Genomic DNA, 14,618 nt, shown 5'->3' with positions numbered 1-14,618 from the left:
TATCTGAATTTGCCTGTCCTGATCTTATCTAAAAAAGAATTAGATAGAGATTTTGCAGAAACTTTCAGTCCCAAGAGCTAAATTTTGCCAAAGTTAAGAGTTAATTTTCAACCAAAACTGTAACCGCTGCGATCGCAATCAACATTTCATCATTTTTATCATTGAGAGAGGCGATCGCTCGTCCTTGCACTACCATTCCTCCAAATTCTACGCTGAGGCTTTTTTTACCAAATGGTAATACAGCTAATACTTCTGCTTCTCTGACTTGTTCTGGATAGGGCACTGCTATTTTAACTTCGACAATCATCTCATCAGGATTACTTAAACCAGCGACTTCCCAAACACCGAGTAAAGCATTGTGAGCGATCGCGTTACGTACAGCTCTGGCTGCTGCTACAGTTGGCTCTTGTCCATGCTGATCTATTCCCATCCCCATCTCGATAATCAAACGTTTACGCGCCACTGTTACCTCCTGGAAATCTTTCTTTTTAACTGTATCGCTCAATAGAACAGCAGCATACTTCTTCTGAGATAGATTATCGAGTCTTGAGATAGAAATGTCGCAAATGTGAGGCTAAACTTTCATCATGAAGATGAAGCGCCGACAATTTATTACCACCTGCGGATTAGCTACCTTAGCTACCCAAATTTCACCACTTGCTGCTCAAGAACAGCAATTATCGCCCAATATCATTCTTAAACCGCCCCGTTTGCAAGTTGGTGATACTGTAGGATTGATTGCCCCAGCGGGTATCGTTGATTTAGAAGATATTGCAACAGCGAAGCAATCAATTACAAAATTAGGATTAAAAGTCAAACTTGGGGCGCATATTGCAGACCGTTATGGTTATTTAGCAGGTAAAGATGCCGATCGCGCTCAAGATATAAATAGTATGTTTAGCGATCGCTCCGTGAAAGCGATAATGACTATGCGTGGTGGTTGGGGATGTAATCGCCTGTTACCGTTACTGAATTACACCTTAATTCGCTCTCATCCCAAAATTATCATTGGCTACAGTGATGTTACTGCCTTGGTACTAGCAATTTATGCTCGTAGTCGGGTGATGACTTTTCACGGCCCCAATGCCATCTCTACCTGGAATACTTTTACTACAGATTACCTCAAGCGCATTCTCTTTCATGGCGAAGCTGTAACAATGGCAACTTTCCAGCCTAGCGATGTGCAAGTGCAGACAATAGCACCAGGAAAGGCGAAAGGTAAACTTATGGGTGGTAACTTGTCGGTGTTATCGGCGATGGTAGGTTCACCTTATTTACCTTCTTGGTACAAAAGCATTTTGTTTATAGAAGACGTAAACGAAGATGTTTATCGAATTGACCGAATGCTGACTCAGTTAAAAAATGCCGGTATACTTAACCAAATTGCTGGTTTTATCTTTGGACAATGCACTGATTGTAGTCTAGGGGATGAACCATCATTTACTTTAATGCAAGTATTACAAGACCACATATTGCCTTTGAGCATTCCTGGCTGGTATGGTTCGATGATTGGTCATATTCAAAATAAATTTACCGTACCAGTTGGTGTAGAAGTTGAAATTGATGCTGACACTGGGACAATTAAATTATTAGAAGCCGCTGTTAGTTAAGCTTAAAAACCTGCAAATGCCAGATTATATAGTTATTTTTGCATTAATTAGGCGATCGCTTTGTGGATAAAACACCAATTTCAAATCAATAAAGTATTAGCAGTATAAAAATTACGAATTACGAATTACGAATTAAACGCTACACCAAACCAGCTTGAAAAATCTGGGTTGGCGTGAGCTGCAATTGGGGAAAAGCTTGGGAGATAATGATCTCGCTATCTCGAAACTTATTTATCTGATATTCTCCATCAACCAAGTTACAGACAGAGATTGTCGGTTGTTTGGGGTTGCCAATAAAATTGCGTCCACCCAAGGCAGCGTAATCGACAATCCAGTATTCGGGGATACCCATCTCTTCATAGTCAGCGTATTTTATATAGTAATCGTCCCGCCAGTTAGTTGATACTACTTCGATAATTAAAGGTATTGATGCACCCAAACTTAGGGTAGATTCTTTTTTCCACAATGGTTCATTTGCCAGATTTGCCCGATTTAGCACCAACACATCTGGAAAATAACCAGAATCTTTTTCAGGAGGTCTAACTATAACTTGGTTAGGGATACCGTAGGGCAATCCTAGACGTTTAATTTCAACAGGAATTTCGACACCTAGAAAGCTTTTAACTTCTTCGTGGTCTCCTACTGGTTGTGCCATTTTCACAATACTTCCATTATGCAGTTCGTAGCGTACTCCGACGTTTTCAGGCAGCCAATCGACAAATTCCTCAAAGGTTACTAGCTTGGGTATGGCTTGAGTCATAGATGATAGAGAATTACTTAATCATATAAATATTATCTCTAATTCAGCGATCGCATTGCTTGCGAACTAGCCTAAACTAAACTTTTAGAGTGCGATCGCTAGATGAGTTGATTGAAAAAAGCAAAGCTACTATAATTTCGTGAAATGGTATAACCTCTAAATTTGTATAAAATAAATAATGAAAACCAAAAGTATTTACTGAAATTAAAAAATCAATGCAAATATATCAGGTTATTGAACAAACAATTACAAAACCACCAATTCCCCACGAACCACATAAACAATCATTGAAAGCGTGGGCAATGTATTGTTTGCGAGACAAAGGTTTTAAAGTTGTTTACGCTCAAAATGCTGACTTTGCGATCGAACCCAAAGGTGCAGAAAAGTTGTATTTTAAAGTCACCAATAATCCAACTGATGTAGACAGTTCTTGTAGTTGGATAGTTTGGGATAGCACAACTAAAAATGCTAGTTTGGTTTTGCCAACATCTTAAGTTAGTTTTTCAAACACCATTAAATGCTGCTGGGGTAACAAATTTTTGGTTTCACGCCAAACTAAACCAACAGCTTGCATTTCTTTACGTGCTTGCTTTTGAGTCATTTTGTGCAGACGTTTAATCATGATGAAGGGGTTTTCGCCCCGGTATTCAACCAGCACTACTCTACCACCTGGTTTCAGGGCTTTGACAATTCCTTGCATAACTTCTTGGGGATACTCAAATTCATGATAAGCATCGACCATTAACGCTAAATCTACACTTTCATCTGGCAGATTGGGATTAGTAACAGTTGCTAAAACAGGTTCAACATTGGAGATGTTTTTCTCTTTTTTAAAAAACTCAATGATATCTATCATTTCTGGTTGAATATCCACAGCAAACACCTTTCCTGCTGTTAATAATGGCGCAATACGAAAACTAAAGTAACCTGTACCAGCACCAATATCTGCTACTACGTAATTTGGTTGTAAGTTGATTGCAGTTATCACCTTACTAGGTTGTTCTTCTGTTTCTCTCCTGGATCTTTCTAACCAGCCAGCGCCTGTATGTCCCATAACTTGGGCAATTTCTCGACCCATATAATATTTACCAATACCATCAAGACTGTGAATAGTCCGTTGTTCGTATACAGTATTTGGTGAAGAGTTTGCTTGTGCTGTATAAGTTGGATTCAACAACGAACAACTTAACATCAGCAGAAGAGTTACTATAAAATGTAAAAAATTTGACATTTGATTATGAATAATATAGAAGGTTATAAGCAACAACTAAGAGAACTTTATGGTAGTAGAACTACTTATGACTATGAGGAAGGTACTCGTCATCCTCTAGAAGCTAAAATTTTACTGGAATTTGTTCCGCTTCAGCAAGGACAGAAAATCTTAGATGTGGCCACTGGTACAGGTTTAGTGGCGATTCCCGCAGCTGAAAAAGCTGGTTCAGAAGGTTATGTGATTGGAATTGACATGACCCCTGGAATGTTGCATCAAGCAAAACAAAAGATTGTAGCAGCACAATTACAAAATATCGAGTTGATTCAAGCAGATGCCGAATCTTTTAACTTTAATGATGGAAGTTTTGATGTTATCTTTTGCTGTGAAGCGATTGTACTTTTTCCTGATATCCCTGCTATTTTGCAAAAGTGGTATAACTTCTTAAAAACAGGAGGATTTGTGGCATTTACTTTTCCTCCAGAAACTGCTTATTTAGCAACTGTTTATCAGAACATCTACACTAAAGTATTGGGTACATCAGTACAACATATTTTGGAAGTACCAGGAACTCCAGAAAAATGTCATCATCTGCTAGAGCAAGCAGGTTTTAGAGATATTGACATTAAAATTGAACCATCAGGACGTTACCGCCATTTGAAAGATAAAAAATTATCTTGGAGAGAAATCAATATGAGTTTTAAAGGTAATGAACTGTTAGCACAATTATCGCTAGAACAATTAAATCAATTGCAAGTTGAGTACATTACAGAAATTGAAGAATTGACAACCGATCAAGGAGTTTGGGAAGATACCACAAAGTTCTTTGTTCGCGCTATAAAGTAAACTATTATTTAAATTACAAATGGTTCCAAGGAGCGATCGCACCATTTTTGACCAACACGCTCAGCTACCAATGGTCTTACGGTAAACTTGGGTGGGGAACCAGCTTGAACATCAATCCGCACACAAGAGTAAGGTAATCGCTGTTGAAGTCCATAGCCATTGCGTCCCACAAATAATAATGAATCCGCAACTTTACGCGTAGGACTACCAGAAATATTAGTAAAACTTTCCCATAATTCAGTTCCCTCTGGACGCTGACGACGGGGACGATGACCACTACCACCAGAAATAATGTAGTTGATGTGTGAATCAGCGTATCCTGTATCAACTGTATGCAGATATTCTAAGCAATGGGCGTGACCGTTGAAAATTAAATCAACTATGGGACGTTCTTTGATTAAAGAACCTAGAGTTTCTGCCACTTGTTCTAAAACCCAACGCAAGCGATGACGAACCGCTAGAGTTTGGGCTTGTTTCCACTTCGTTGCTTCTGTGACGTAGGGAGGATGATGAAAATAAATGATTCTGCCGCGAACTTGCGTTGTGTTCCAAGATTCGATGAGTCGAGTTCGCAGCCAATCAAGTTGTTCAAAATCAATCGCGGTTGTGGTATCGGACTTTAATTGTTTTTCAATGTCGATTTTGATTTCGTTGATTTGATCTAATTTGGCGCTGAGTTCATCAAGTTTTTCAGCTTCAGCTGGGTTATCGGGATTAAGGCGATCGCTTAATGCTAAAATCTGTATTTCTTCTTGATCTATTTCTTGACGACGCTTTTGCAATTCTTGACGATAAATTTCCCCTTCTTGAGTTGCAGGTAAAGGTGATGGTGCATTAAAGGTATTGGAATCTAAAGCGAAAAAATCAATACCACCGTAACGAAAAGTGTAATAGCGGTTAGGTAAACGAGTGAACTGTCCCGGTTGATAATTCAAACAGCGCCCATTGTCAGTTTTAGCCGTATAATTTTGATCTAAATGACGTTGTAAATCTTCTGGTGAAGACATTGCAGCTAAATAATCAAGAAATGCTCGTGAGTAAGCATCACCTTGATTTGATCCATGCCAACCAATCTCAAAATCTTTGTAACGCAGTTGACGACGTAACCGTAACGTGCTGCCTGTTAATAGACGATACATCAAAGGCACATCATAATAATCATGATTGCCTAGCACTGGCAGAAACGGTAAATTAAACACCATCCGGTCATAAGAAATATTCTTGGGGTTTTCGCCACCTACTAGAAACTCTCGGTAAGGTTCAATAAAATTGCTTTGATAATACTCACGGGAACCCACCACATAAATCACATCCCCAGTATGCAGCACAAAACGGCAATCATCTTTGTGGGGAAGCATCAGTTCAGTGACTTTTCGTTGAGGATGATGTCCGTAATGAGATTTTGTGCCACTGTCACCGATAACCATAAATGAAAAATCAGGATTATCATCCTTACCATCATCAATAACCATGCTGGTTTGATCAATTCCCCGTTGTCCAAAACTCGGATGTTTCCACCGCACTCTTTCCTTCATCCTTTGGATTTTTACAGGAATTGATGGTTCAGAAATCAATTTCACAGTAGACACTCCTAAATTTGACAGGACTTATGCAAAATCATGGAAAAACTAACCACAAAGATACAGCGAAAAGTTGTCAGGAGGGTTTCCCTCCGTAACAAACTTTTCAAGACAAAGGACACGTAGACGCTTTGCGGCTTCCCGCAGGGTAGTTAAGAGGATTTCAGAAAGTTCTTACGTAAGTCCTAATTAAATACCAATCATCTGTTTCAAATATTTTGTGAAATGGTATAAACCCTCGACTTCCAAGTTCAGAGGTGCAACTTTCGAGTTCAAAGCCTCAACTTTCAAGTTCAGAGGTGCAACTTCTAAGTTCAAAGCTTCAACTTTCGAGTTCAGAGGTGCAACTTCCGAGTTCAGAGGTGCAATTTCCGAGTTCAAAGTCTCAACTTCCGAGTTCAGAGGTGCAACTTCCGAGTTCAGAGGTGCAACTTCCGAGTTCAAAGTCTCAACTTTCGAGTTCAGAGGTGCAACTTCTAAGTTCAAAGCTTCAACTTTCAAGTTCAAAGGTGCAACAGATACCCATGAAATAGCATTCGCAAGACAAAATAAAAATCTTTCTTCCCATTTTCCCTGCCCAATGCCCCATGCCCCATGCCCCATTCCCAATTATTTATAACCCGCCGCTTGTAATAAAAACAGCTTGGCATAACGTCCCTGATTTTTTAACAACTCCTCATGAGTCCCTTGTTCTACAACTTCTCCGTTTTCTATCACTGCGATTTTGTCAGCCATCCGTACCGTTGAGAAGCGGTGAGAAATCAAGAACACCATCTGTTCTTGAGTCAGGGAGCGAAAATGATTAAAAATATCAAACTCAGCTTGAGCATCCATTGCTGATGTTGGTTCATCTAAAACCAGAATATCTGCCCGATTTCGCATAAAAGCACGAGCTAAGGCGATTTTTTGCCATTGTCCTCCAGAAAGTTCTTGTCCTCCCTTGAACCAACGACCAAGCTGTGTGCGGAAATCTTCAGGCAATTGTTCTATGAAAGGTTGAGCCATGCCTTTTTGAGCTGCATTTTGCCAACGGATTTGATCTTCTATGTGTTCTACATCGCCGATGCCGATATTCTCTCCCACGGTGAATTGATAGCGGACAAAGTTCTGAAAAATTACCCCAATCCGACGGCGCAGTACATCCACATCCCATTCTTGCAAGTCCAAACCATCTAAAAAAATCCGTCCTGAGTCTGGGGTGTAAAGTCGGGTAAGTAGTTTGATTAAGGTTGTCTTGCCGGAACCATTCTCACCTACAATTGCTAGTTTTTCTCCTGGTTTGAGATGTAGGGAAATGTTTCTCAATGCAGGTCTAGAACTACCTGGATAGGTAAACGACACATTCTCAAAGCGGATACCATCTTGGGGATTGATACCAATAGTTGCTTGACCCCAAGGCTGTGGGACTTCTTCTTCTAAAAAGTCGTAGAGATTTGAAAGATAAAGATTGTCTTCATACATTCCCCCAATCGAAGTCAAGGCACTGGAGAAAGTAGACTGTCCTTGGCGAAAGACGATGAGATACATTGTCATATCTCCTAAGGAGATTCTACCTAAGACAGTTTCTACAACTATCCAAGCGTAAGCTATGTAAAAAGCAGCAGTACTCACTAAACTCAACAGATATCCCCACAATCCCCGCCGCAGAGTCAAGTTGCGGTCTTCGCCATAAAGTTGATTAAAAATATTGTGGTAACGGCTTAATAACATTTCTCCTAACTGATAGAGTTTGACTTCTGTAGCAAAGTCTTCTCTAGCTAAGAGGTTTTCTATATAGTGCTGTTGGCGGGTTTCGGGCGCACGCCAACTAAATAGGCGAAAGGCTTGCCCGGCAAACTTGGTTTCTGCAATAAATGCAGGCATCGCTGCTAGAATCAACACGATTACTGCCCAAACTGAAAAGTTCACCAGCAAAGCGCCGTAGGTAATCAGGGAAAGCCCACTTTGCACCAATCCGAAGGTGCGAGTTACCAAAGAAAGGGGGCGAACTGATGCTTCTCGTCGAGCATTGGTCAATTTGTCATAAAATTCTGAATCTTCAAACTGTCTAAGGTCAAGCGTCAAAGCTTTTTCTAAAATAAGTACATTGACTTTTTGACCTAGTAGCACCCGCAATAGTGATTGACAAATGGAGAGTCCTCGCTGACAACCTGCTAATAAAGCAACTGCGATCGCTTCTAATCCTACATATAATAATGGGCGAGAAATATTGACAAAACTACCGCCATCTGATTGAGAAGCCAAAACTACCGCATCCACAATTAGCTTACCAAGGTAGGCGATCGCTGCTGGTAACAAACCAGCCGCTAAAGTCAAAGTAGCTAAGATAATTGTCAAAAAGCGGCTAGTATTCCACACCAAGCCTATAGCCCGTCCGCTATAACGGAAAACTGCCAGTGATTGGCGCAGGGCATTTCGTTTCTTTTTAATCTTCATTATTATTTTTATAGCGTGGAAATACCCGTAATTGCTGATGGACGGTCAAGGACTAAGATAAAACCTAAATTCCAAGTTAAAAATTAGGTGACATTTTTTTTACTAATCAATACTTAATTTATGTCTTTAGATAGAGTTTAAAGATTGTGCGTTAATGTAACGAGGTCTTTTTTGCTTTACAGTTTTTGAATTTTTTTAACAATCAGATATAGCAAGTGATATATTCAAAAACAAAGTATGAAAATGTTTGCAATTGTATACACACCATCAAAGATGTAATGATATTACTAAGTGCATAATAGTCAGTCATCTTAATTGATATTTGTCTGAGAAGTCCTTATTTGAAGGCTAATTGAAAAATTTACCAAATCTTTAAGCATATTTAGCTAGAAAGAAAATATACTCAATACTAGGGTATAAAATGTTTTCACATTGTCAACAGCGAAGAAAAATTCCTTTGACGAAATTATCTCTTTGCTATTGTTCCCTATTATCAAGTTACGCACTATTTACCCTCACAATTTCAAGAGCTAATCAAACGTTTTAAGTCCTACTAACAAAGGCTTATACGTCCTTTGACCTCTTAAAGGATAAGATCTTATTGATAAGAAATTTTCTCTTTATTGTTCATCAGAAATGCCTAGTATTAAGCGTCTGAGCTACCTTTCACTCTCAGGAATATCCTGCTGTGCTGGGTAAGTTCTATTTGATTGGTCAGGGATTTTGATTTTCAATAGACATATCAATAATTTAGTTATCTGGAAACAGGTCAAATATTTAAAACCTTGATTCATCAGGTTTTATTTTATCTGTGATGATTTCAGCCTAATGACAGATAAGCATTTTAGGATCACTAAATTTTTACCTCTGACGAAAGACTATTTGAGAACATCCCGAAAATAAGGATTCTCCAAAATAGGTTTTTGAGTGGTGAAAAACTCAAGATACTAAATCATTCCGCGAGTTATGTCATCAAAACAAAAATCATGCTAAATGTCTTAAACCCAATGAAGACACATATTTAGCGTTTCTTATCATCTTTGAATGCCTAAAAAACAGATTTTAAATGATTGATGAAAAATCCCAAAATTGTCGCGTTAACCTGCGGAATGAATGATTTTAAAAATGTTGATCTAGATCATAGAAGGCTGTCTTTTAGGAAATCACAATTTTGTTAAGGATTATAAACTGAGGATTATGAAACAATGAGTCGAAGTTTTAGATACCTAACGTTATTTTGCTGCACGATATTACTCATACTCTTCTTAGGTCAAATAGAAGGATATACACCAGCTCAAGAGGTTTCAAAAAATTCTGTTAAAGTCACTACGGCTACTTTTAGCCCTAAAGGAGAGACCCTCGCCAGTGGAACTGCAAAAGGCGAAATCGCCTTGCTAGATGTCAAGAGTGGAAAGGTAGTCCGAACGATCAAGAGCGGAACAGGTGCTGCGATCGCTGGGCTTGCTTATACCGCAGATGGCAAACTGGCTAGCGTCGGCAAAGACACCGTAGTGCGGCGTTGGGACATAGCTAGCGGCAAACAAGAGGCTATCCTCCAAGCATCTGAGAACCCGCCAAGGACACTTGCTACCAGTCCAGATGGCAAGTTCATAGCTAGTTCCGGAGAAGACCTCAAAGTAGCTGTATGGGACTCAACAACCAACAAACTAGTTAGGTTTTTTGAGGGACACGAGCGTTTCGTCAATAGCGTCGCCTTCAATAGCGATAGCACCCTCTTAGCTAGTGGAGATGACCAAGGTCGAATCTATGTATGGAATCTTAAAGAAGGTAAGTTGCTAAAAGTTCTGCTTGGTCATGCGAATAGAGTAACAGCGATCGCCTTTAATCCTAACCCCAAGAATACCAATCAGCTAGCCAGTGTCAGCGAGGATGCCACAGTTAGACTGTGGGATGTAATTGAAGGTAGACAGTTAAAAGTTTTCAGCAAAGCTACTAAAGCATTGAGAACAGTTGCTTTCAACCGTGGCGGAACAATTGTGATTGCTGGGGGTGATGACAACAATATCTACCAATGGAATGTAAATAGTGGTGTTCTAGTTTCGACCCTCCGAAGCGCCCAAAATGCTGCCATCAAAGCTATTACTGTTAGTCCAGACGGTCTGAACTTCGCTAGTGCATCAGAAAGCGGCGAAGTTAACCTGTGGGATTCCCAAAGAGGTCTAATTAAGCAAACCATCCAATTAACCCCTAGCTTATTAGACTCAGTTACTGACTCAGTACCTCTTAATTTATTAAAGGAAAACAAGAGCCTAAAAGCTAATAGCTCAGTTAAAAAAGCCTCTGTCAGTTCTGATAGAGAAACACTGATTGCTGCTGTCCCACCAGCACCAGGCGGGCCAATCTTAGTTATCACCAAGGCTGCCAACCCCTTTAGCAAATACTACCCAGAGATTCTGCGAAATGAAGGATTGAACACCTTTAACGAAAGTGATATTTCGTCAGTCTCAGCAGCCACACTTGCCAATTACGATGTTGTCATTCTGGGCGAGATGACTCTCACTTCTGCTCAAGTGACAATGTTCACCGACTGGGTTATAGGTGGTGGCAATTTAATCGCCATGCGTCCTGATAAGCAGCTAGCTAATTTACTGGGATTAACCGACGCAGCATCCACGCTTCCCAATGCTTATTTACTTGTAAATACTTCGACAGAAGCAGGCAATGGGATTGTTGACCAGACAATACAATTTCACGGCACAGCCGACCGTTATACACTTAACGGTGCTGCGAGCATTGCTACTTTGTATACAAATGTCACAACATCAACTATCAATCCAGCCGTTACATTACGTAGTGTAGGTAATAATGGTGGTCAGGCTGCTGCATTTACCTACGATTTAGCGCGTTCAATCATTTACACCCGCCAGGGTAATCCTGCTTGGGCTACACAAGAGCGTGATAGTTACCCACCCATTCGCTCTGACGACTTATTCTTTGGCAATAAAAGCGGAGATTCTCAGGCGGATTGGGTCAACCTCAATAAGGTGGCTATTCCTCAGGCAGACGAGCAACAACGCCTGCTGGCCAACCTAGTTCTCAAAATGAACCTAGATAAGAAACCACTACCGCGTTTTTGGTATTTTCCTAAAGTCAAAAATGAGACTATAAAAGCAGTTGTACTCATGACTGGCGACGATCATGCCAACGGCGGAACTGTAGCTCGGTTTAATCAATTTAAAACCCAGAGTGAACCGGGTTGTTTAGTCGATGATTGGGAATGTATTCGGGGTACATCGTACATATATGCCAACTCACCACCGATAACTAACGCTCAAGCAGCCGCATTTAATGCAGATGGCTTTGAAGTATCGTTGCACGTCAATACAAACTGTGGGGATTTTACACCCACTTCATTGGAGGCTTTCTACACAGATCAACTAAATACTTTTTCTAGCAATTACTCAAGCATTCCTGCTCCTGTTACCGAACGGCATCACTGCCTTGTTTGGAGTGACTGGTTCACTACTCCCCAAGTTGAACTAAATCATGGGATACGGCTTGACACAACTTACTACTACTGGCCGCCTGATTGGATTACTAACCGCCCAGGATTCTTCTCTGGTTCTGGTATGCCCATGCGTTTGGCTAACCAAGACGGGACATTGATCGATGTCTACCATACGGTTACTCAAATGACCGATGAGTCAGGACAAACATATCCTTCGACAATTAATACTCTTCTTGATAAGGCAGTTGGAGCAGAGGGGTATTACGGTGTTTTCAATGTCAATGCTCATACCGATGCTGATAACTCAGATGTGGCTAATGCGGTGATTGCCTCCGCCCAAACCCGTAACGTACCGATTATTTCCGCCAAACAACTGTTGACATGGCTTGACGGTCGCAACAGCTCATCTTTTGGTTCGTTGGCATGGAGTAGCAATACTCTCAACTTCACTGTTAGCAAGGGTACAGGTGCAAATAATTTACAGGCGATGCTACCAAATCGTTCTGGCAACCTAGTCCTGAGCAGCATTACTCGTAATAGTAGTAATGTTACTTTCACAAAACAGGTAATCAAAGGCATTGAGTACGCTTTCTTTTCAGGTGATGCTGGTTCTTATGTTGCTACATACGCTCCAGATACAACACCCCCGACAGTTACTGCCAAGACTCCTGCTAACGGAGCTACAAATGTTAATACTGTCAGCAGTGTTACAGCAACGTTTAGTGAGCCAATCAACCCAGCAACGATTAATAGCAATACATTTGAGTTGCGAAATGCAGGAAGTACACTGATTCCTGCCACTGTTACATACAATGAGGCTACCCTCACGGCAACACTAACACCAAATAGCCCGTTGGCAAGTTCAACAACTTACAACGCCACAGTTAAAGGTGGAGCAACCGACCCAAGAGTAAAAGACCTAGCAGGCAATGCTTTGGCTGCAAACTTTACTTGGTCATTTACTACTACAAGCACAGCGCCTCCTCAAAGTATTTGGAATAGTTCGGCAACTCCAGCTAACCCATCAACTCCTGATCCCAATGCGGTCGAATTAGGCGTTAAGTTCCAATCTGATATCAGTGGCTTCATTACTGGCATCCGATTCTATAAAGGAAGCGGTAACACAGGAACCCACATCGGTAATTTGTGGAGTAGCACTGGTACCCAGCTAGCAACGGCAACTTTCAGTAACGAAACTGCCTTGGGTTGGCAACAGGTCAACTTTAGTACTCCAGTAGCAATTACTGCTGATACTACTTATGTTGCTTCCTATCATGCACCCAATGGAAACTACGCTTCTGATAATGGATTCTTTGCTAGTTCTGGAGTAGATAATCCGCCACTACATCTTTTACGCAATGGAGTAGATGGAGGTAATGGTGTCTACAAATATGGTGCTACTGGTTTCCCAAATCAAAGTTATCAGTCGAGTAATTACTGGGTAGATATAGTCTTTGCGAGCAGTACAGGCCCTGATACAACAGCACCAACAGTGACTACAAAATCTCCTAATAGTGGTGCAACAGCGGTAACTACAGGAACGAACGTTACAGCTACTTTTAGTGAAGGGATGGACTCGGCAACAATTAATACCAACACATTCGAGTTACGCAACTCTAGTAATGCCTTGGTAGCAGCCACTATCAGCTATAACACCGCTAACCGTACAGCAACGCTAACACCAAGTAGCCCACTGGCAAATTCCATGACTTATACCACCACTGTAAAAGGTGGCAGTACTGGAGTAAAAGACTTAGCGGGTAACGCTTTAACAGCGAACTTAACTTGGTCATTTACCACAGTAGCAACAGGATCATCGTCCACTATCTGGAGTCCTGCAACAACTCCCACTGTGTTAGCAGATCCCGATAATGTGCCGATTGAGTTGGGTGTTAAGTTCCGGTCTGATGTCAGCGGTTTTATCACTGGCATCCGATTCTACAAGAGTACAGCTAATACTGGGACTCACGTTGGTACTTTATGGAGCAGTACTGGTACGCAGTTGGCTACAGCGACTTTCACTAATGAAAGTGGTTCTGGTTGGCAGCAGGTCAACTTTAGTACACCAGTAGCAATTACTGCTAACACCACTTATGTAGCTTCCTACCATACAAATGTTGGACGCTACTCCGTAGACCAAGGCTACTTTGCCAGTACTGGTGTAGATAATCCACCACTGCACGCTCTCAGCAATGGGTCGAGTGGAGGTAATGGTATCTATAACTACAGTGCGAATCCTGCCTTCCCCAATTCCACTTTCGGATCGAGTAACTACTGGGTTGATGTAGTGTTTGCTACCAATTAAAACTTGAATTGAGTAGTTAAAAATTTCATCTCTCGGTTTCTGTTTTCCAGATTTTGACATTCTCCTAAAAAAGAGAACTAAAAATCTGGAAAATAACCAAATTACTCTCATCTCATTAGCCTACTTTCTACACACAAATCAGCTAATCATCCTAAATCGGGTTTTATCGTTTTGTAGTTATAGACATCAATCCTAATACACCAAAAATCTAGAATTTTAGCCTGCGGCGTGGCAAGGCTGAATTGATGCAAAATAAATCGTAGGTTGGGTCGAAGAATGAGACTCAACATCCTGACCAGTATTGGGTTTTGCTTCCCTACGGGACGCTACGCGAACCCTCAACCCAACCTACACTTAACTACCAAATTAAAGCCAATATGGATCAGTTTTTCCTAATTTGTG

The 14,618-nt window shown here is 40.8% G+C and carries 10 protein-coding genes; 4 read left to right on the top strand and 6 right to left on the bottom strand.

Features of this window, described 5'->3' with window-relative positions; all coding sequences use genetic code 11:
* Positions 1–100: 100 nt before the first annotated feature.
* Positions 101–463 (bottom strand): Lin0512 family protein, encoded by a 363-nt coding sequence (locus QI031_RS10915; RefSeq protein ID WP_281485994.1) that lies wholly within the window; start codon positions 461–463, stop codon positions 101–103.
* 124 nt (positions 464–587) lie between these two features.
* On the opposite strand from QI031_RS10915, the gene QI031_RS10910 reads away from it, so the two are divergent.
* On the top strand, positions 588–1,610 hold the full coding sequence (locus QI031_RS10910) for a S66 peptidase family protein (RefSeq protein ID WP_281485184.1): 1,023 nt from the start codon (positions 588–590) through the stop codon (positions 1,608–1,610).
* Positions 1,611–1,749: 139 nt separating this feature from the next.
* Here the strand turns inward: QI031_RS10910 and QI031_RS10905 are convergent, their stop codons facing one another.
* Positions 1,750–2,370, bottom strand: coding sequence for a Uma2 family endonuclease (locus tag QI031_RS10905; RefSeq protein ID WP_281485183.1), 621 nt, complete (start codon positions 2,368–2,370; stop codon positions 1,750–1,752).
* A gap of 215 nt (positions 2,371–2,585) precedes the next feature.
* Here QI031_RS10905 and QI031_RS10900 point away from each other — a divergent pair, with 215 nt between their 5' ends.
* Positions 2,586–2,864, top strand: a complete 279-nt coding sequence (locus tag QI031_RS10900) for a hypothetical protein (RefSeq protein ID WP_281485182.1) — start codon at positions 2,586–2,588, stop codon at positions 2,862–2,864.
* On the opposite strand, the gene QI031_RS10895 is transcribed toward QI031_RS10900, so the two are convergent.
* Positions 2,861–3,601: a class I SAM-dependent methyltransferase gene (locus QI031_RS10895; protein ID WP_425526017.1), complete on the bottom strand. Its 741-nt coding sequence runs from the start codon at positions 3,599–3,601 to the stop codon at positions 2,861–2,863. The genes QI031_RS10900 and QI031_RS10895 overlap by 4 nt on opposite strands.
* A 6-nt stretch (positions 3,602–3,607) precedes the next feature.
* On the opposite strand from QI031_RS10895, the gene QI031_RS10890 reads away from it, so the two are divergent.
* The gene (locus QI031_RS10890) at positions 3,608–4,426 is read left to right on the top strand and encodes a class I SAM-dependent methyltransferase (protein ID WP_281485181.1); all 819 of its coding nucleotides are present in this window, start codon (positions 3,608–3,610) and stop codon (positions 4,424–4,426) included.
* Between the two features lie 8 nt (positions 4,427–4,434).
* Here the strand turns inward: QI031_RS10890 and QI031_RS10885 are convergent, their stop codons facing one another.
* The 3 genes from QI031_RS10885 to QI031_RS10875 form a co-directional block, all read right to left on the bottom strand.
* Positions 4,435–6,006 carry a metallophosphoesterase family protein gene (locus QI031_RS10885; protein WP_281485180.1) on the bottom strand — a complete coding sequence of 524 codons (1,572 nt, stop codon included), beginning with the start codon at positions 6,004–6,006 and terminating at the stop codon, positions 4,435–4,437.
* Positions 6,007–6,195: 189 nt separating this feature from the next.
* On the bottom strand, positions 6,196–6,609 hold the full coding sequence (locus QI031_RS10880; RefSeq protein ID WP_281485179.1) for a hypothetical protein: 414 nt from the start codon (positions 6,607–6,609) through the stop codon (positions 6,196–6,198).
* A 6-nt stretch (positions 6,610–6,615) separates the two neighbouring features.
* A complete protein-coding gene (locus QI031_RS10875; RefSeq protein WP_281485178.1) occupies positions 6,616–8,442 on the bottom strand; it encodes an ABC transporter ATP-binding protein in 1,827 nt (608 codons plus the stop codon).
* Between the two features lie 1,205 nt (positions 8,443–9,647).
* Between QI031_RS10875 and QI031_RS10870 the strand changes: the two genes are divergently transcribed.
* Positions 9,648–14,216, top strand: coding sequence for a DUF4082 domain-containing protein (locus QI031_RS10870; protein WP_281485177.1), 4,569 nt, complete (start codon positions 9,648–9,650; stop codon positions 14,214–14,216).
* Positions 14,217–14,618: the final 402 nt, after the last annotated feature.

It is taken from the genome of Halotia branconii CENA392 (assembly GCF_029953635.1).
Taxonomy (GTDB): Bacteria; Cyanobacteriota; Cyanobacteriia; order Cyanobacteriales; family Nostocaceae; genus Halotia; species Halotia branconii.
The sequence above is the reverse complement of the archived record's forward strand: the minus strand, read 5'-3'. Positions and strand labels throughout refer to the sequence as shown.

Excerpts from the sequence above, each read along its gene's own strand:
- QI031_RS10910 (WP_281485184.1), top strand. The coding sequence starts at position 588 with ATGAAGATGAAGCGCCGACAATTTATTACCACCTGCGGATTAGCTACC.
- QI031_RS10905 (WP_281485183.1), bottom strand. The coding sequence starts at position 2,370 with ATGACTCAAGCCATACCCAAGCTAGTAACCTTTGAGGAATTTGTCGAT.
- QI031_RS10900 (WP_281485182.1), top strand. The coding sequence starts at position 2,586 with ATGCAAATATATCAGGTTATTGAACAAACAATTACAAAACCACCAATT.
- QI031_RS10895 (WP_425526017.1), bottom strand. The coding sequence starts at position 3,601 with ATGTCAAATTTTTTACATTTTATAGTAACTCTTCTGCTGATGTTAAGT.
- QI031_RS10890 (WP_281485181.1), top strand. The coding sequence starts at position 3,608 with ATGAATAATATAGAAGGTTATAAGCAACAACTAAGAGAACTTTATGGT.
- QI031_RS10880 (WP_281485179.1), bottom strand. The coding sequence starts at position 6,609 with ATGGGGCATGGGGCATGGGGCATTGGGCAGGGAAAATGGGAAGAAAGA.
- QI031_RS10875 (WP_281485178.1), bottom strand. The coding sequence starts at position 8,442 with ATGAAGATTAAAAAGAAACGAAATGCCCTGCGCCAATCACTGGCAGTT.
- QI031_RS10870 (WP_281485177.1), top strand. The coding sequence starts at position 9,648 with ATGAGTCGAAGTTTTAGATACCTAACGTTATTTTGCTGCACGATATTA.